The organism is Stenotrophomonas sp. YJH_SMC_29 (genome assembly GCF_059371235.1).
Map to the genome: position 1 here is coordinate 1 of NZ_JCAFUK010000003.1, position 17003 is coordinate 17003.

Annotated in this window: 21 protein-coding genes and 1 pseudogene; 11 read left to right on the forward strand and 11 right to left on the reverse strand. The window is 59.5% G+C overall.

Going from position 1 to position 17003, the window contains the following annotated elements; all coding sequences use genetic code 11:
- Positions 1–93: 93 nt before the first annotated feature.
- Positions 94–432 carry a DUF3653 domain-containing protein gene (locus AC5P9I_RS04550; protein ID WP_235645421.1) on the reverse strand — a complete coding sequence of 113 codons (339 nt, stop codon included), beginning with the start codon at positions 430–432 and terminating at the stop codon, positions 94–96.
- Positions 433–646: 214 nt separating this feature from the next.
- On the opposite strand from AC5P9I_RS04550, the gene AC5P9I_RS04555 reads away from it, so the two are divergent.
- Complete coding sequence (locus AC5P9I_RS04555) at positions 647–1000, forward strand: DUF3653 domain-containing protein (RefSeq protein ID WP_197585561.1); 354 nt, start codon at positions 647–649, stop codon at positions 998–1000.
- A gap of 36 nt (positions 1001–1036) precedes the next feature.
- On the opposite strand, the gene AC5P9I_RS04560 is transcribed toward AC5P9I_RS04555, so the two are convergent.
- Complete coding sequence (locus AC5P9I_RS04560) at positions 1037–1465, reverse strand: hypothetical protein (protein ID WP_130768074.1); 429 nt, start codon at positions 1463–1465, stop codon at positions 1037–1039.
- Positions 1466–1591: 126 nt separating this feature from the next.
- Positions 1592–1762 (reverse strand): TraX family protein, encoded by a 171-nt coding sequence (locus tag AC5P9I_RS04565; protein ID WP_495217313.1) that lies wholly within the window; start codon positions 1760–1762, stop codon positions 1592–1594.
- 246 nt (positions 1763–2008) lie between these two features.
- On the opposite strand from AC5P9I_RS04565, the pseudogene AC5P9I_RS04570 reads away from it, so the two are divergent.
- Both AC5P9I_RS04570 and AC5P9I_RS04575 read left to right on the forward strand, forming a co-directional pair.
- A pseudogene (locus AC5P9I_RS04570) lies at positions 2009–2161 on the forward strand (hypothetical protein); the annotation flags it as partial.
- A 284-nt stretch (positions 2162–2445) separates the two neighbouring features.
- Positions 2446–2772 carry an HNH endonuclease gene (locus AC5P9I_RS04575; RefSeq protein ID WP_323162603.1) on the forward strand — a complete coding sequence of 109 codons (327 nt, stop codon included), beginning with the start codon at positions 2446–2448 and terminating at the stop codon, positions 2770–2772.
- On the opposite strand, the gene AC5P9I_RS04580 is transcribed toward AC5P9I_RS04575, so the two are convergent.
- Entirely contained in the window at positions 2769–3545 is a 777-nt protein-coding gene (locus AC5P9I_RS04580) for a hypothetical protein (protein ID WP_032966761.1), read from the reverse strand. The two genes, AC5P9I_RS04575 and AC5P9I_RS04580, sit on opposite strands and share 4 nt — an antisense overlap.
- A 538-nt stretch (positions 3546–4083) precedes the next feature.
- Between AC5P9I_RS04580 and AC5P9I_RS04585 the strand changes: the two genes are divergently transcribed.
- The gene (locus tag AC5P9I_RS04585) at positions 4084–4533 is read left to right on the forward strand and encodes a hypothetical protein (RefSeq protein WP_141653545.1); all 450 of its coding nucleotides are present in this window, start codon (positions 4084–4086) and stop codon (positions 4531–4533) included.
- A gap of 896 nt (positions 4534–5429) precedes the next feature.
- Here the strand turns inward: AC5P9I_RS04585 and AC5P9I_RS04590 are convergent.
- Entirely contained in the window at positions 5430–6044 is a 615-nt protein-coding gene (locus AC5P9I_RS04590) for a hypothetical protein (protein ID WP_033835133.1), read from the reverse strand.
- Between the two features lie 61 nt (positions 6045–6105).
- Between AC5P9I_RS04590 and AC5P9I_RS04595 the strand changes: the two genes are divergently transcribed.
- The 3 genes from AC5P9I_RS04595 (at position 6106) to AC5P9I_RS04605 (ending at position 8214) form a co-directional block, all read left to right on the forward strand.
- On the forward strand, positions 6106–6366 hold the full coding sequence (locus AC5P9I_RS04595; protein WP_049401600.1) for a hypothetical protein: 261 nt from the start codon (positions 6106–6108) through the stop codon (positions 6364–6366).
- A gap of 436 nt (positions 6367–6802) precedes the next feature.
- A complete protein-coding gene (locus AC5P9I_RS04600) occupies positions 6803–7324 on the forward strand; it encodes a DUF6988 family protein (protein WP_414608567.1) in 522 nt (173 codons plus the stop codon).
- Between the two features lie 215 nt (positions 7325–7539).
- Positions 7540–8214, forward strand: coding sequence for a helix-turn-helix domain-containing protein (locus tag AC5P9I_RS04605; RefSeq protein ID WP_049445214.1), 675 nt, complete (start codon positions 7540–7542; stop codon positions 8212–8214).
- Positions 8215–8525: 311 nt separating this feature from the next.
- On the opposite strand, the gene AC5P9I_RS04610 is transcribed toward AC5P9I_RS04605, so the two are convergent.
- Positions 8526–9095, reverse strand: coding sequence for a cyclin-dependent kinase inhibitor 3 family protein (locus tag AC5P9I_RS04610; RefSeq protein ID WP_049445212.1), 570 nt, complete (start codon positions 9093–9095; stop codon positions 8526–8528).
- A 1083-nt stretch (positions 9096–10178) separates the two neighbouring features.
- Between AC5P9I_RS04610 and AC5P9I_RS04615 the strand changes: the two genes are divergently transcribed.
- On the forward strand, positions 10179–10547 hold the full coding sequence (locus AC5P9I_RS04615; protein ID WP_187756742.1) for an antitoxin Xre/MbcA/ParS toxin-binding domain-containing protein: 369 nt from the start codon (positions 10179–10181) through the stop codon (positions 10545–10547).
- 103 nt (positions 10548–10650) lie between these two features.
- Here the strand turns inward: AC5P9I_RS04615 and AC5P9I_RS04620 are convergent, their stop codons facing one another.
- Together AC5P9I_RS04620 and AC5P9I_RS04625 are read right to left on the reverse strand one after the other, a co-directional pair.
- Positions 10651–11085 (reverse strand): NIF family HAD-type phosphatase, encoded by a 435-nt coding sequence (locus AC5P9I_RS04620; protein WP_187756741.1) that lies wholly within the window; start codon positions 11083–11085, stop codon positions 10651–10653.
- Positions 11086–11173: 88 nt separating this feature from the next.
- Positions 11174–11974: a hypothetical protein gene (locus AC5P9I_RS04625; RefSeq protein ID WP_187756740.1), complete on the reverse strand. Its 801-nt coding sequence runs from the start codon at positions 11972–11974 to the stop codon at positions 11174–11176.
- Between the two features lie 95 nt (positions 11975–12069).
- Here AC5P9I_RS04625 and AC5P9I_RS04630 point away from each other — a divergent pair, with 95 nt between their 5' ends.
- Together AC5P9I_RS04630 and AC5P9I_RS04635 are read left to right on the forward strand one after the other, a co-directional pair.
- Entirely contained in the window at positions 12070–12315 is a 246-nt protein-coding gene (locus AC5P9I_RS04630) for a helix-turn-helix domain-containing protein (RefSeq protein WP_187756739.1), read from the forward strand.
- A gap of 413 nt (positions 12316–12728) precedes the next feature.
- Complete coding sequence (locus AC5P9I_RS04635; RefSeq protein ID WP_187756738.1) at positions 12729–13421, forward strand: hypothetical protein; 693 nt, start codon at positions 12729–12731, stop codon at positions 13419–13421.
- Between the two features lie 49 nt (positions 13422–13470).
- Here AC5P9I_RS04635 and AC5P9I_RS04640 read toward each other — a convergent pair whose 3' ends face one another.
- From AC5P9I_RS04640 to AC5P9I_RS04650, 3 genes are all read right to left on the reverse strand, one after another.
- Entirely contained in the window at positions 13471–14085 is a 615-nt protein-coding gene (locus AC5P9I_RS04640) for a hypothetical protein (protein WP_235645437.1), read from the reverse strand.
- A 118-nt stretch (positions 14086–14203) separates the two neighbouring features.
- On the reverse strand, positions 14204–14860 hold the full coding sequence (locus AC5P9I_RS04645) for a hypothetical protein (protein WP_187756736.1): 657 nt from the start codon (positions 14858–14860) through the stop codon (positions 14204–14206).
- A 341-nt stretch (positions 14861–15201) separates the two neighbouring features.
- Entirely contained in the window at positions 15202–16260 is a 1059-nt protein-coding gene (locus tag AC5P9I_RS04650; protein ID WP_014647101.1) for a DNA-binding protein, read from the reverse strand.
- 322 nt (positions 16261–16582) lie between these two features.
- Here AC5P9I_RS04650 and AC5P9I_RS04655 point away from each other — a divergent pair, with 322 nt between their 5' ends.
- Complete coding sequence (locus AC5P9I_RS04655) at positions 16583–16975, forward strand: hypothetical protein (RefSeq protein WP_080053033.1); 393 nt, start codon at positions 16583–16585, stop codon at positions 16973–16975.
- Positions 16976–17003 lie beyond the last annotated feature (28 nt).

Genomic DNA, 17003 nt, shown 5'->3' on the forward strand with positions numbered 1-17003 from the left:
AGGTAGTCTGGTCGTTCGCGTTCCATATGGCCCCCAAGGCGTCCTGTGCGCATTCTAGCCGGGGTGTAGGGGCAGCGCCCCTACGAAAGCGCCTCACACGCGCTGGCGGCGTTTCGGCCCCCGCACCGGCAGGACTGCCGCTGGTGGCTCGGCGTCGGGACCAGCCATCGCCACCGATGACCGCTTTTTCCGGCGCTGTGCCAGGGCATCGGAGAGGTTGACTACGCTGGCGGCGTTGAAGGACAAGGGTTTCCGGGGCTTGCCGATCGCTCGGCCGCTCTCCATCATCCGGCGCCATTCCTGTGCCTGTGCGGCAGTGAGTGACAGCCACGCCAGATCTTCCGGAAGCAGCTCACGGCCTTCGGGGGTGACCAGTCGGCCAGCCTTAAACGAAAAACCGGCCCATGGGCCGGTCAGTTTCCGATCACGCACGATCAGGCTCCATGCCAGAGTAGGAGCCGTGGGGACGGCAAGAGCCGTGCCAGCCACGCCAACACGATCTGAACATAATATACATTATGCGAAATGGCATCAGGCGCTTCGGTCAGCGCTGGTCCTCCTTCGTCGGCTCCGCCTGGCAATGGCTGGGCCTCTGGCTCGGCTCTTGCCTGCGCCCTGGAACCCCGGCCAAGGATGAGATCGCGGCATGATTGAGTTCGACCCGCACCACCGTATCGACTTGACCGGCCCTTGGGCCGGTTTTTCTTTCCTCGGTGATCGCCTGATCACGCCCGAAGGCCGCGAACTGGAGCCGCAAGATCTGGCCTGGCTGTCGCTCACCGCCTGCCAAGCGCAGGAATGGCGACGGATGATGGCGCAGCTGCGATCGGCGCCCGCCGAAAAGCCTTCCAGCACAATGGATTCGGCCGGAGTGATCGACGTGGCCACATTGATGGCACGGCGCCAACGACGGTTGTCCAAGGTGATGGCTGGCCCTGACGCCGATCCGGTGGCGGCAGTCCTGCCAGTACCGGGGCCGAGGCCTCGCCAGCGCGTGTGAGGCGCTTCCGTAGGGGCGCTGCCCCTACACCCCGAATCATTGCTCCCGGCAGCGCTGCCAGCCACCAGCAGGCGACGAGACCTGCGACCAGCCATTGGGAAGCTTGCGGAATGCCTGCCCACCGATACAGGCGAAGCCTGAGCGTTTGGCAGCATCGGAACCGAGCGGAGGAAGTGAAACGACACTATCCGAAGGGCCAGGGCGACCGGCGCGGCGCGCCTCATCTGACAATGTGCGCGCCTCAATGCGCTCGCAATAAGCCTTCATTCCAGGGTGCGGGTGATTCGGCCAGGCCAATTCTTGGCAGTTGAAAGGCGTCGTGGTCTTTGCCATCGAGTTGTGCGCCGCCTTGGGCGCTGCCGGAATGGGCTTTGGCGCGGGACCTCTCGCCGAATGAATCTGCTGCGCTGACACTGCACCGGTGACGGCAAGCAATACGCAAATCGCCCCAAGTCGAATATCCATATTCCCCTCCAGATTCGGGGGGATAGTACCTGATTTCAGTTATTTGCGTGACGCATCACGCCCTGCGCCGCGAGAAAGCCCAGTCCATCCACCGAGCGAACCAGTAATGAAGGTCAAAGTGTCTGCTCATGCTGCGACTATAGCGGCAAGCACGACCAAAAGTGCCAGGTGGCCCACGTAGTAGGCATAGAAGGCCCGTCCGGACCTCGGGATAGACCAGTCGAAGTGAGCCAGGCGCAACGCCGGCAGCGCCAGCAGCGCCCAGGCATTGCCGTTGTAAGCGCACACCAGGCCCATGCAAGCCCACATCAGCCAAGGGCGGTGACTGCCACAACGGAAACGCCCCAGATCCCACAGCTGTCCGCCCGTATTTCCCCACAAGGACGCCCGCGATTTCCAGATCTCCCCCAAAGATGCCCTTGATTCCTGGATCCGCACCTAAGACGCCCTCGATTTCTGGCTCCACATCCAGCTCGCCCTTGAGTTCCCAACTGCGCACCTGATCGGTCAGAGCTTGTCGCCTGCACTTCCCAGTTCCGCCAGTCGCGACATTGGTCGCAAGAACAATTAGACGAGATCTCGGGCCTGAACGTGCGAACAGTTCAGCGGGTTGAGCAGGACTACAACACCGCGACTTCCCTGGGTGACGCGCCACGCCCCGCTCCACCTGCTCAAGCGCGTCGCTCGCCCCCCTGACCAAGCTTTGACCTTAACTGGGCGTCGGTGACTCCCTCCCGTTCTGGTCGGCATCTGGGCCTTGTAGCGGCTCAAGCGCTGAGCTATAACGCCTTAGCCAGTCGCTATAAAGCGCCGGTGTTGTGCCCGCATAGCCAATAGGCTCCGGGTGCCCGAGGTCCACCCAATGGGGGCACGGGAATCCTTCGATTCCGGAGCCATCCATGACCGCCAAACGCCGCAGATCCCTTCGCACTTCTGCCTTCTACGCCCAATCGGGCCGTTGCTTCTATTGCGGCCTGCCGATGTGGCTCACTGCACCCTCAGAGCTCGGGCTGAAGGCCAGTAAGGCCCGAGCCTTTCAATGCACCGCCGAGCACCTGGTGGCCCAACAGGACGGGGGCAGAGACGTGTCCGGGAACGTGGTGGCCGCGCATAGCCGGTGCAACCAGGGCAGGCACCAGCGGAAGGGACCAGCCCCTTCCGCTGAAGCGTTCCGGGCGCTGGTTCAGACGCGGCTGGCAATGGGGAGATGGTGGTCCCGACTGCCATCAGGGATTGCACGTGCTTCCGTATGGCCAATTGAATTGAATCTTTGCAAGGAATCGGCAGCTGCTTGCCTGATTCGCTAGTCCACACTAGTGGCGCCCGGTTGCGGTGCTAGAACGGCGAGTCTGCTGCGAAATGGTCGCGCATTGGGCCTAACAAGGTCTGCGACCCTGTCAACACGTCCGAGAATTCCACCTGTCGCCACCTTCTCGTTCCAATATCGTTCCATCCACTCGGCTTTATCCAGGATCTTACCCGGAGCGCCTAGCAGCCTCTTGGCGATGAAATGCCGGATGAGAGCGGCCTGGCTATCGAGAATCACGACGCCCGCCCTTGGATTAGAGTCATAAGCGCTGTACGAGATCAGATAGTGGACATAGTGGCGGTCTGGCTCTTCGTCATCCCACGTCAACAGGTTGCTTAACCCCGCAGCGCGAGCATCCGATCGCACCTCTTCGCTCACGAGCACCATGGGATTGCGTGCTTCCTTACATTCCATGCGATAGGCGTCCAGCATCGCCGGTCCGAAGATCATCTGAGAATCATGATGAATGCTTCCAACTGTGAGCCCTCCACGTATCAATATATCAACCACTAGCAGGTTCTCGGCCAACATTCTGATGCAGCTCAGGATGTCGGCAAGGCCAGCAGGAGAGCGGCTGCTTGATATGACGATGCAGTCGCTGAAGTAAGTGAACAAAAGTCCTGTTGCTGGGTTGCAGCACGCTGTGTTCTTTAGTCTGTCGATGGCCTCTGCTATTTCATCAAGCTTGCTCATGTCGGCTGCCGACTCTTGGACAAGTGCGGAGAACCCGAGCATGTCGATGAAGGCGACGTACTTATCTTGGTAGAGCATGAAGAACTCCTTAGATGGTCGTGCCCATGGTGCCGAGGGCGGTTCCATTTGACCAGCGGGTGCGGGGCACGTCATAGGCCATGGAGCAATGTCAGCGACCTGGCTCGCGCACTAGTCTCGCAGAGGCTTGTTACGGCGCATCTTCGCATCGGATAGAAGCGAGCGAACGAGAGAGTTGAAGTCCATCCTGGCCCTAAAAGTTTCCTTCACCCTTGGTTAAACGAATGTCCGCTTTCGGTCAGAAGCGGACCAAAGTAGCCGGTGCTCTTCGCAGCCCGTACGCGACTTGGAGTCATATCATCAATCTGTATCAGGGCTCAGACCTAAGTGCCTGATGGTCCAATTCAGCGACACTATCCAGCTTCGGCGTCATCGCACACTTCGGGATACAGCCAGCGCGATCCGCTTATGGAACCAAACCGCACTGTGCCTTACTCTTAAGGAACATTGCCAACGGCAACCTTCGGCAATTGAATTTAGAGAATCCGGGCGGTTCATCCCGCGCGGCCCGTTAATGTCTACAGCTGTGGAGTTGTGAATGGCAGAAGATCAAGGTGGTGAAGAGGTGATTAGGGAGATAGGGAAGGCGCTAGCCCTTGCGTCTGAGCTTGATCCACAAATTGTTAGATCGCTTCGCTCCGCGATTGTTCAGGCGATGTCTGATTACGAGGACGACACGAATGCACAAGCTGCAGCCGCACTTGCGGCGGTTCTCGATTTTAGACCTGTGACGACCCAAGACGCCCTCTCGCAAACCTTGGGTGAGATCGGGAAGCTGGTCGAAGGTCTCACCGGACTGGAGGACGTTCATTACACTGTTGAGACACCAGAAGGTCGCCGAGTTCGCTCAATCCGGTCACATCTACCAACTGTATCACCCCAGCGTTTGACGGATCACGAGCAGGCAGATCTTGAGGCCTATATCGCTCGATATCTGCCACCGGACGACCCTCGCGAGGAACACGCGCCACGAGGACCGCGACTGTGACGATCAGTAAGTTAGCAATCCTCAACGCTGTGAAAGCAGCCATTTCGCGTGCTAAGGCGAGCGGGTCTCCCTACGCGCAAGGAAAGGCTTACGAACTTCGGGTGCTGCTTAGGCTTCTGCGAATCATCGATAGTGCGGGCTACAAGCTCACGTGTACCCCCAAGATGGCAGGCGTCCTGACGTTTGGAGGATCTCCATGCAAAGCAAACCATCCGGATCACGATTACATCAGTGGATCTACGTCTACTGAGAAGCTCGAGATTAGGATTTCAGTGCAGGTCACCACACTAAGCCATAGCTGGAAAGGCACGACGGTGGTCAAAGCGGCTGACCGTCACGAGATTGACGTCGGTGTATATCGTCCGATTAAGACCCGTCGCTATCCCGCATTTACGGAGTTACTTCTTGGGGTCTCGTGCAAGACTGGCGGCTGGAACAAGGCGTACGTCCGCGAGGCGCTAGGTATGCGTAGGGAGCTAGGATTCCTCACATCACCTAGGACGAGCTTGACGAGCTCAGCTCCGTGGTTCATCGCAACAGTTCCCTGCGATCCTCCGGTTCCCTTTGCCTTGTACGCGACCAACGCTGGGTCCGCCGTGTATGCGTCGTTGGCAGCTTTGGGGCTCTACGTCGAGCACTACAAGGGGTAGCGGAAACAGGCTTTGGAGTACGGATCAACTCAGGTGTGTCGAGAACGATGCCCGCTTTGGGTCGAAGGCGGATGCCATCACCGGGCCGGTCGCCGCCCAATGTCCGCTTCCGGCCAGAAGCGGACATCCACCCTGCCCTCGATAAACATCCCAAATCCACGGACGACCTTGGTCTGCTTTGGCCTTCTGCCTTAGGGCCAGACCTGAACTTCGATTTCAGCCCCTAGCGTATTTGACTCCCGCGACCTAGATCTCTCCTAGATCCTTGAGCAGGGCTTGCCCCTTCTGCAGAAACCCAACTAGCAGTCGACCTCCTGCTACTTTCCGGCCCAATTGCCCATTGAGGTAGCTGACCTGGAGACGCGCATGGGCCAGCAGATCCACCTGGGCCATGCTAGGGGTCGCGGCCTGGAGCGGTTCGCCCGGCGACGCCATCTGCCCCCCGATCGGCTGGACAACGCAAGGGCGCCGGCTGTCACTCTTCGCATACGCCGTGGCCATCATCCGGCCGTTCTTCAACGACCATCCACCAAGCACCAACTCGGTCCCGAGTTGCTCGATCGGCAATCCCGCTTCGCTAACCGCTTTCTCAAAGTTCGGCCAGAGTTGGTCCACCACCAGCCCTAGCTCGGCAGATAGCTGTTCTATTGTGAAATCTGCGCGGAAGCTGGCCTGCAGTGCAAGCTCGTAGATGCGGAGGAAGAATTGCGTAGACCCGCGCGCAGCAAGCACTACGTTGTGCTGAGGGATCAGCAGCAGCTTTGCCCCCGCGGAATACGCCCCTGTGAGAGCATCCTCTGCCAGGGTATCCGCTGCGACGACGAGGTGGTCACGAGTGAGGAGAACGTTGAGGATGCTCATTGCGGGATCGTCTAGACGTTTGCAGACTATCGCCTTCCCCTCCCCTCCTGTCCAGACTGCTATGGCCTCCGCGATCACACAAATTCTTGGTCGCCCCAATGCTTGCGAGAACGCACTTGAGATACGCCGCGGCTACCTCAAGGCGATGGAAGATGCGCTGCGGGTTTCGCTTCTGATCCACCAAGATCCAAGGCTTCTGTTCGACACGTGGGCCAGACTGCTCCCCTTGATCGCTCAAAGCCACGAGAGTGACGGCAGCCAGCCATTTGCGACCGGGATCGTCCGCTCGCGCGATCATGGATCCCGGCGGTTGGCTGGCTGAGCGTATGGTTGCAATATAGGAAGCAATCGCGCGCGGACCAGAACGCTGTTCATCGCAGACATTCTTAGGGTGCCATTGCAGAGATTTCAGCTTTTGAGGAATAAAATTTCAGTGCAAGACGGTCCATTGCAGAAGAACTTGACTTGCGACTGACGCAACGCAGAAATTGCTGATGCACGGATGATGCAATGCAGAGATTACCGGCTAACAGATGCTGCAGCCCAGCCGGCCAACTGAGGGCTTTGCCCGATGGACGAGCCGTTACTCTTGCCTGCAGATCACGATTCTAGGATGACTTGTGCCTCAATCGGCTGACCAGGATCGGGCGTCTGTGCTGGAGGGCTCCTTAGAGCTCTTGGGTGAAATTCGAGCCGCTTGGATGGAGATAGAGCATGGACGTGACCGAAGATCGACGGCGGTGGCGGCACTTTGCCAGATGTCCCTTGATCACGCCGTGGCAGTACACTCCCTGACCGCTACCCTGCCCCAGTCAGCAATCTCGCTGGTCCGGCCGCAGTATGAGGCCCTCGTGCGTGCAACCTGGGCATGTCATGCAGCTACCGACGCCGACATAGAGAAGCTTCTGGCGCCCCTGACTCTGGAGAGTCAGCAAGCGGCAAAGAGGCTCCCTGGCGTTCAGGACATGCTCGTAAAGCTTGAGACCTCTGGGCCCCGAGGAGCATCACAGTTACTGGGCAGAGCTAGGCAACGCTTGTATGTCGGCTTGAACTCCTATCTCCATGCCGGGATTCACCCCTTGGCAAGGCAGTTGAATGGCTACCCGGGCTCGCTTCTGGAGGGGGTGGTCATGAACAGCAATGCTCTTGCCATGCTAACCCTTCTGAATCTGGCCCACCTGTGGCCAAGTGAACCAGTTCTGGCATGGATGAATGCACTACATCGTCAATTTGAGGGTGTTCTGCCAGAGCTGGAGCCATTGCCCCCCTCCTCGACTTGATGGGGGCTCTACCCAACAGCCCTCGCCACAGAGCAGTCCCGGCTCGCCTGCGCGTCTAAGGTGGGGTCTATGGTGAGTGCCTCGGCAGTTGCGCCCCGCTCGTTGGGCCAAGGCCTGGCAGTTGATCTGTGTCGGGGCCCTGTCGGGGGACTGTCGTGTTTCCAAGCTCGGCACGCTCCTAATCTGGGCTCCCTACCCCTCCGGAGTTATCTTTTATGACCACCAAGACCCCGCCTCGCCTGCTTACCGCTGCTGAGGTTGGCGACTGCATTCGACAGTTCCGCCAGTTGCGTCATTGGTCGCAAGAACAATTGGCCGAGATCTCGGGCCTGAACGTGCGAACAGTTCAGCGGGTTGAGCAGGGCGACTCGGCCAGTTTCGATACCCGTCGCGCACTGGCTCGCGCCTTCGATTTCAATGACATCGATGCACTCAACAAGCCATTCTCGCTGCCGACGGACGAGGAACTGCAGGTGGCGCAAGCGCAGTTCGAGCGCGACTACATCACCCTGGCGGTGTCCCCGCTGACTGCGGGGCGCGAGCTGGCCCGCCTGATCGTTTCGTGCGACATGGATCTGTCCGAACCGGCTTTCGAGCTATCGCGCGAGGCGGCGAGCGAGTTTGCTGCACTGGTCGACTACTACCGTGAGTATCGCGACTGCCACGACCTGTACTCAGAAGTCGACAAGCTAGATATCTACGAGGAGCTGCAGCAGCACATTGAGACACTGCGGGAGCAGGGAGTGTCACTGTTTCACGGTCAGCGTACGGTCGTCATTCGGATGGGCTCAGGTGTGCCGATGGACGCCACGGTCCTGTACGTGGTGGCGTTTCGCCTCGGTCAGGAGTGCAGTCAGATCGTAACTCCCAAGGCGGCACGCATTGGCTGAGTCGCCATTCGTTACATCGACATCGCGTCTTGGCATGACAGTCCCTGGAGGCTACCCTGCACCAGTCAGCAATTTCGCTGGTCCGGCGCCAGTACCAGATCCTGATGCGTGCGAGTGAAAGCTTCTTAGCTTTCGAGCCAGCGCATTTTGATGTGCCCTGACCCCTCGCGAAGATCCAATGTTCCGATGACAAGATCATAGGCAACTAGGTTTGCAGACGCCCTCGATCTCTGGATCCACACCTGAGGCGCCCTCGATTTCTAGATCCACATCCAACTCGCCCTTGAGTTCCTGACTGCGCACCTTAGTGGTCAAACTCCCACCGGGTGTAGGCTCTTCGCCCAGTACTCGAGGAACTCCTCTTGAGCAATGGTCTCAATTGCGCCGGGCCTGGCATGCCGCACCATGTGGATAGCATCGGATGCCTGCTTGGCCTCTCCAGACTGTAGCAAAAGCATTGCAGCGACCGTTCCCGCGCGTCCTAGGCCTCCCTTGCAGTGGACCACGATCCTTTGACCACTCAGCATGTCAGCGACGAGATCAGCACTTAGCTGTAGCCAATCTTTGAGCAGTCTGTCGTCTGGTGCCGCTCCATCAGTGATTGGCAGTCCGTGCCAAGAGATGCCCTTCCCCGCCACTACCGCCGGTAAGCTCTCGATTCGAAGGTCCTTGAACTCCCAAGGTTCAAGCAAGGTGATTAGGTGAGTGGCGCCCCAGTCGCGAATAGCCAAGACGTCCACATCTAGGTCTCTCGCCCATGCTCCAGTCATGGCGATTTCTTGGTACTTGCCTGGCGCAAATGTCACCCCTATGGCGCCTCCATGGGCGCCAACGGGCAACTCTGCGATCAGTAACGGGTGGCTGAAACTGGTGCGCATCATATCGGCTCTCCCAACATCCGGTAACGTTCTACGTCGCGCGTCGGCGCGCTCCCCGCTCAATCGCAGGGCAGCTAGGATATCGGATGTTCAGATATCGGTGAGCTGGAGATGATGCCCGAGGATCAATATCGGAAAGTCAGATAGACAGTCTGTTGGCAGGTTGCTATCCTCACAGCTGGTATCGCGATTTGAGGGCTGTGTGGCCTATGTCGTTAGCCAACCGACCCTCATTTCGCCCTGGCCAGAACTGGACAATTTCGTTCGTTCAATAGGCCCCTTTCTCGCGTGCGCGTGGTGCGCGCTAGAGCGCTCAAGAACGGCTAGCTCGCCGGTAGCCGCCGAGGGATTGGCCTCACAGGCGCTTGACACCCTTGCTGCACTGCGCGTCCTGCATCGTGTTTCGGTGGAACGTTCTCGGGATGCAGCAAGGTCGCTGTACGAGCCTTTGGCGTGGTCCTACCGGTCGCCGTGGTCCCGCCAAGACGTAAACGTAGAAGCGGCGTTGACCAGTGCTCTGAGTCGCTGGGCGGCTGATTGTTCTCCGGGTGTCAGGCGGAGCCTGGGCGTATCGCTCGCCGCTACCGAGTCACGTGCGTACTTGGCAAATCTGCTGCGAAAGCATCGCCTAGAACCAAGTCTTGGCGACGGGCTTACGTCAACTGAATCACCTGAGTGGCACGCACTCAGCTTGGGACGCAAGCGCTATGTGCTCTGGGCTAGCATGCGTAACGCTGCGTCGGAGTTCATTCAAAGCGGGTTGGATGAGGCGGCGGCGCGCCTAGCGCTGGACCGCGAGATTGGCCGGAGATGCATCTGGTTGGCCGGCCGAGAACAAGCTGGGATCTTGGGCGCCAAGGATTTTTGCTTCCTGCCTAGCCAAGCCTGGCGTCAACCATTGATCTTGGATGTGGCGATGGAGACTTTCCTGCCATTAGGCATCAGGTATTGGCTCGAACCCAGTAGCAATTGGAGGCTGTAGCGCTCCAAGGGGCCTCCTGCATCTCTGAGCCCCGGCGCCCAATCGACCAGCGGAGCGATCCTCCCTGGTTGCCGTTTGTCCATGACGAGACGTAGATCAAGCTGATGACGAACTTGGAGGAGCTCCGTGGACCGGCCTTTCGCGCGTTCGTGGGGCTTGCGAGAGCATGGAAACTTACCGACAGCGAGCAGTTGCTACTGCTGGGTTGCCCCAGTGGCGCAGACTTCTCTCATTGGAAGGAGGGCGATCTGGCGACGCTGGGAGTCGATGCGATCACGCGCATCTCGTTGCTCCTGGGAATCTACAGTGCACTCCACGCCATTTTCACCGATCCCGATCAGGCGGATACCTGGCTTAGGCGGACTCACGCAAACGGCGAACTTGCCGGCGGCAGAGCGCTGGATCTGATGGTGTGCAATGGCCTACCCGGGGTGCGCCAGGTACATGGCCAGCTACGGTGTCTGGTCATCTGACCGGGGCGTGCACCTGCTTACCAGCCCAAGGCGGGATCAGGCGTGTCAGCAGAGTGCCCCTGCCTAAAGGATGGCGCGGAGATTCTTCAGGATCTCCGGCAGCCTACAAGCACTCACGCAGTCTCTTCCGGATTGCTGCCATGGCGTCGTCCAGTCCTGTGTCATCTTCTTGGTATGGCGAGCCGAAAAGCTCGATCTGTACCCAATACTGTTCCTGTCCTGGGTGGACGTAGGGTGCGTAATCGTCCAGCAGCCACGCCGAGCCGATGTCTGCAGAAGCGTTGCTTAGATCTTTCGTCGGGCCCGTCCATCTTGTGTAAGCCAAGTTGCCAAACCAGCTGGGGACTGCTCCTTCGCAAGTCAGCAGATCGGCAATCTGACGAAATTTCGGTTCCGGGACTGTTGTGAAGATGACTAGCTCATCAAACAGGCACTTCGCCGATTCCAAGAACTGGTAGAGGCCCGGGCGCGGGATCTGGCTTACCGCATTGGAGATCAGCGTTCCCTCTAAGTCCATGGCGAGGATGGTCGGGCGCATTGATTTGTGGTCCTGTTTCATTGGGGCGAAGGTAGGCGTTGCCACCAAGCCGAGCCGAGGGCGTGAACCCTCGGCTGGGTCGATGACATTAGATGTCTTCGAACTCGTCGGCTTGCTTGAGCTGGCGTTCCAGAGAATCAATGCGCTCCTGGTTGTTGGCGCTCAGATAAGCCTTATCGCCGTAGTCCAAGGCTGTCTCTGGAATCATCTCCAGTTCCACGCGAGTGGATGCAGCTTGACGGATTGCCAGCGTGGTCCATGCGTGGTCGCCCTTGACGAATCCGACAGTGAAGCGAGCCGTTACATGGTGGTCGGGCTTGAGGCCCTCGATGGAGCGGAAGTCGCTGCGCACCTTCGACGTAGCTACAGGCTGTGCATCGCCATTTATGTAAAGCGCCGCATTCCAGCTCGCCTCGCTCAATGGCAGTGTCGAGCGGTTGACGATTCGGGCGGTGATGACCGGCTTTGGACCAAAGAAGCTGTCTTCCATCAGAAACACGGTATCAACCGCAGTGACCTTCTGGAGCTCGGCAACAGTAGGAAGCTGATCAGTGACCTCCTTTCGTAGCGCTCCTATCTCCTTTGGATTGGCATCCCTGATGTGCTTGACCTGCCCTCTCACGACCTGTCTTACAGAAGCGTTTGGGTAGGCCTGGTTCAGTTTTTCAAGGTTCATCCCAGCGACTGCCCAGTTGAAGGCCGCTCTTTCGTGGTCACTGAGTTCCGCGTCGATAGCGTCGATAGACTCCCGGTACTGCTGCTGGGTTCCATTCGTAACCATCTTCTTGTCAGTCGGCCCACCGCAAGCAGCTAGCAGCGCTGCGGTTGCCAGGATGAAAGTTGCTCTGCTTCCGGCCGCGGTGATGAGGCGGCGTGGATGTTTGCTCATGCGTTCCCCCTGTCAATGAAGATGACAGAATATCGGGTTTTTAGATATCGGAGAACTGGATATAGCTTCTTAGCCCGCTCAACCAAGGCGCGGCCGTGTCGAAGTCCATCCATCGCAAAGAGTACGCCGCCCTGATTGAGGCTGTTCGCGACGCGAGGCTAGCTGCTGGTCTCACCCAAGCTCAAGTGTCGAGCATGCTGGGCCGCAGTCAGTCATTCATCAGTGACGTCGAGACAGGCAAGCGGAGGGTTGATGTGGTGGAGCTGAGGGATATCGCCCGCCTGACAGGCCTTTCGCTGGGCAAGCTGATCACAAACTTTGAGAAGCGAATCAAGGACTAAAGCCTCTTCAGGGCGGGCCGGTAGGCGCACGCTTCTTGCAGGCCGGTCGTGAAAAGGCGCATGCGCCGGTGACAGGCGGTCAACGGGTTCGAGGGGGTAGACCCTTTCGGGAGTTCGTGACGCGGATCGGCATTGACGGGTCGGGTCGAAACTTTAGCCTCTTTCGTGGAACCGTGAGGTGTGAGCTGTGGTGTAGACCCGGGAGAAGCGACGTCTTTACAGTTCTTGATGTGAAGACATTTCTCCGGCCCACTCCACAGCAGCTACGTAAGGCGCTCAAGCGCACTCCTCAATGTCTTCGATGGGCTTGTCGTGGGGCTTATCGCCTTTCGGTGCGACTGTCCGATGTGGAAGATGGCGCTCTACAGAAGCTTCGGTACGTAAAGGCTATCGCTTGGAGGCGGCGGCGCAAGATGCGCAGCTGGGCCGCGAAGCATCCCCGGTCCTTACTGCTAGCCTTTCCGCTTTGGGGTGATCCTCGGTCATTTGCTGAGATACCCGAACAGAAGCTTTTGCAGCGCATTCTTGGTGTTCTCGCGCTGGTCAGTGCGGCGGCAAGTCCCTGGGCGACCGCATGTCTCGAGCTCCAGGGGTGGCTCCTTGACATGGGTGAGGCTAAAGCGGTCGCGGAGAGCGGGCAAGTTGCATTTGATCAGTTCCAAACTGCACTCGAGTTCGCTTGCCCCGTTTATGTGGCGCTTGTTGCAGCTTTGATCCTCTTCACTGCAACTATTGCCATGCTGATGCATCGGCTGGAAATCATGGTCACGCACTTGGATGTAAGGGCTCGACCGAAAGTTGGTTTCCGATTTCACGTCGTGCAGATCAGCTCAATCGCCTTGTACTTGGGCCTTCCTGCTGCTGGTTTCGCATGGTTCCTCAGCCATCGCTCCGCCGTTGAGCCATTGCTTCCAAAGGCATTGGCCTCGCCTCTAATCCTGCTCCCGGCATGTTTGTGGCTGCTGTTGCGCCCTGCCCTGCGACGGAATCGCAGGTCGCTGCAGAAAAGGATGTTTGGCAATGCTGCGCGCGCCCTGGTCGCATCAACCTTGTCAACTGCTTTGTGTATCGGAGTCCTGTTTGTGCTACGTGTCACCATGAAGTAGACATGCCAAACTGCTTCATTACGCGGCCTTAGAGGTAGGCTCGACTCGCCTAGATCGGACCGAGATCGTATATGACCGCTTGCCTCTCCCGTAAGACGGCTGCCAAGACGTGCCCACCCGACACCTGCCGGCCCGTTGTCTTGTTGAGGCACGCCGCCTGGATGCGACTGGCTTGAAGGACTGCCTCGGGTGCAAAGCTGCCCTCCCTGCCGTGCAGCGGCTGCCCAGGGGAAGCCAGGCCGCCCTCGAGCGGTTGAACGACTGCGGGGGCCGCGCTGCTCTGCTTGGCGTAAGCAGTTGCAACGATACGACTCGCTTTAGACGACCAGCCGCCCAGAACCAACTCTGATGCCAAAGCATTTGGCTCAATGCCAGCCTCAAGCGCCGCTCGCTCGTAGGCTGGCCAGAGCTTGTCTATGACCAGACCGAGTTCTCTGCTTAGCTGCTCCATGGTGAAGTCCGCCCTGAAGCTGGCCTGCAGGGATAGCTCGTAGATTCGCAGAAAGAACTGGGAGCTTCCCCGCGCGGCTAGGACCACGTTATGTTGGGGAATAAGCAACAGCTTGGCGCCAGACGACTTCCTGCCTGTTTGGGCGTCTTCGGCCAAGGTGTCGACTGCCACTAGGAGCTGATCTGGGCGCAGAAGAACGTTGAGAATGCTCAAGACACAGGCTCCTTCGGCTGGCGAGAATATCGCGCCGAAAGAGAGTGATGTCTATAGACCCAGTCGGCGGTAGCGGCTAGAGATCGGGGGTAGTTTCTCGCCTTGCTCGCGATCAAGGCTATCTAGCAGTTCGGCGCGTTTCCAGAAACCGCAGGCTCGTCTCCCGGCCTTCGCGGTCGGCGCTGACCAGGTTAGCCGCCACCAGTTCACGGGCAACCCGCGATGCAGTCATGCGCGAATAGCCTGCCTCGCGTGCCAGCTCGAGCGGTGACCACTGGACGCTCCCAGGCATGCCGCCCTCCTCAAAGTCCGGTCGCAGCAGTGCGGCGATCAGAATCGCCTGTGCCGGATGGCTCAGCTGCTTCCCAAGGGGCAGTGGGACCGATGGAGAGCTATCGCGCTCGCGCAAGCTCATCAGGAAGCTCGGAGCGAAGAGCTGGCTGCCTGGCACAATGAAATCCACTCGATACTCGATGAGCCTGGAACGGATGTAGGGTGACACGCCCGAGAGCACGAGAATGACCCTCAAGCCGGCCTTCTCGGCTAGTCGATGCACATGCGCAATCAGGCGAGAAGGTGGCATCGGCTCCGCTTGCACCAAGACGTTGGCCAGCAGCACCCGGTGTCCCAGCAGGTCAATCTCGGCCAAGTCGAACAGGCTGGCGAGGAAGTGAGGCAAGGTGAATGCCTTGGAACTGGGCCCGCGCTCGAGCTCACCAACCATGTCGGGTAGTAGTTCCCGGAGGTAGCGGGCAGCGGCGTGGAAGTCGTTCATACAAGCGACTGTAACAGACACACTTAAGCGTAACGCGGCTCGGTGACAGTCAAATTGACCTGTTACAGTGCGGCCGTATCGCCCTGATGGAGCTCCGAGACATTGCTCGATTGACCGGACTCTCGTTGGGCACTCTTATTGCTGACTTCGAGAGGTGGCTAAAGAGGTGACGGTCGTGCCCGCCCCCGGAGGGTGAGCGCCCACCAGCAGGGTCACGCAACTACCAAGGTCTTCAGTCGCGGGCGGCGACGCCTGCTAGAGGGTCGGCAGGGATTCATGCAAAAAACAGCCGTGCAGTTGATTCATAGCGAAAGCTTGCGCTCCATCATGCCGGCCACAGGCTAGGTCTTCCGAGTCTGCCGGGATGGGACTGTCGATCGTTCCGGCGGTTCGGGCTTGTCTTCCTGTAAGCGCAATTGCGCGAGCAACTGCTCCAACGTCTCCAACCGGACCCCGGCGCGCAGCGCCTCCGCTTCAGCATGCTCGCGGCGCTCCCGTTCCTTCGCGGCATCCGTGCGGGCGCCGGTCAGTTCGGTGTGTGCGGCTTCCAAGGCCTGGAGATCTTGCGCCCACCGTGCCTGCAGGGCCTGGTGCTCCACCGCTGTCTGTCGCAATGCGTCCAATTGCTGTTGCTGGGCTTGCGCCGCTTGGCGGGTTTGCGTCAATTCCCGTTCCAGGCGGCCGTGCCGTTCGAGCCACTGACTGTTGTCGCGGTTCAGTTGCAGCAGCTCGTGGTTTTTGGCGGTCAGGGCCTCATTGGCCTGACGCAGGGCGACCTGCAGTTCCTGGACCTGGTGTTCGTGCCGGCGCTGTTCCTGGTCACGCTGCTCCTTGACCGAGGTTCGGTAGTGTTCCAGCGCCTCGCGGGCATGCTGGTGCTTTTCCTCCAATGATCGGGCGTGGGCCTCGTGCTCGGCCAGGCGCGTGGTCAGGCCGGCGATGCGCTCTTCCAGTTGGCGGATCGTCATGGTGGCATCGGCCAGTGCCGTTTGCGTCGTCGTGTGCTCGCTCTTTTCCGCCTGCAACGCGGTCTCGGTGCGCTGCAACTGGGCGCTCAACGCGGCGCCTTCCTGCCGCTGGTGTTCTAAGGCCTGGCTGCGTTCCTGCAACTGGGCCTCGAAGCCCTGACGCGCCTCGGTCACCACCGTATCGGCCTCCTCCTGCAGGCGTCCGGCCAGCCGGCCGACCAGATCCTGCAACGCCTCGCTGACCGCGACCTTGGCCCCCGGGCCTTGGCCCTCTTCTTCTTCCAGTTCCTTGAGGTGGCGGTGGATCGTGGTTTTGGAGCCCGTGTTGCCCAGTGCCACCCGCACGGCGTCGACCGAGGGGTGCTTGCCCTGCGCCCGCAGGGCGTCACGGGCCTTCTGGATATCGCTCTTGTACAAGCCGCCACGTGCCATGATCCTCTCCGGACGATTTCGTAATGTATTACATACCACGTAATTACATACTATTTCAAGATCAGAACTAGCCTTAGATTGCAATAAAAATCAGGCGGGATAATGGCGGATTATCCCGCCTGACCCCTCGCAAGTGGTACTTAGTGGCCGCCAAGTAGTACGAAATGGCCTGCGCCGGGAACTTTCGGGATTCGGTGCGCTTCCAAGCGAACAGTCCGCAGTACACTTGCTTGGCGATGCCCCAGTCCTCGGCCCCTCTCACGCGAAGTCTGTCCGTGGTGCCCTCTGGCCACGGGGTCGCGTTGTATTGCGAGAAATGGCCATGAAACTGCGTGCGCTCCGGACTCGATCACTCCGTCTGCGCTTTGCTTGGCTGGCGTTGCTTGCGCTGCTGTTCCAGCAGGTTGCGCTGGCCGCCTACGCGTGCCCGATCGCCGAGACGCCGCCGGAGCCGAAGATGATGATGGCCGGCTGCGAAGGCATGGAGATGCCAGACCCGGCCGCACCAGTGCTGTGCGACCAGCACTGTCAGCGCGATCATGTCGCCCAACCTGACCTTAAAACCCCGCAGGTCCCGCCGCTGGCATTGCCGGCGCGTCACTTCACCCTGACCGAGACACTACTGCCGCCGTTGCAGGCCCAGTACTACGAAGACGTGCCCACCTGCCAGTCCGATCCACCGCCGGCGCAGCGCTTCTGTAGCTTGCAGATCTAGCCCCCGACCGCGACCTATTCCCGCGCTG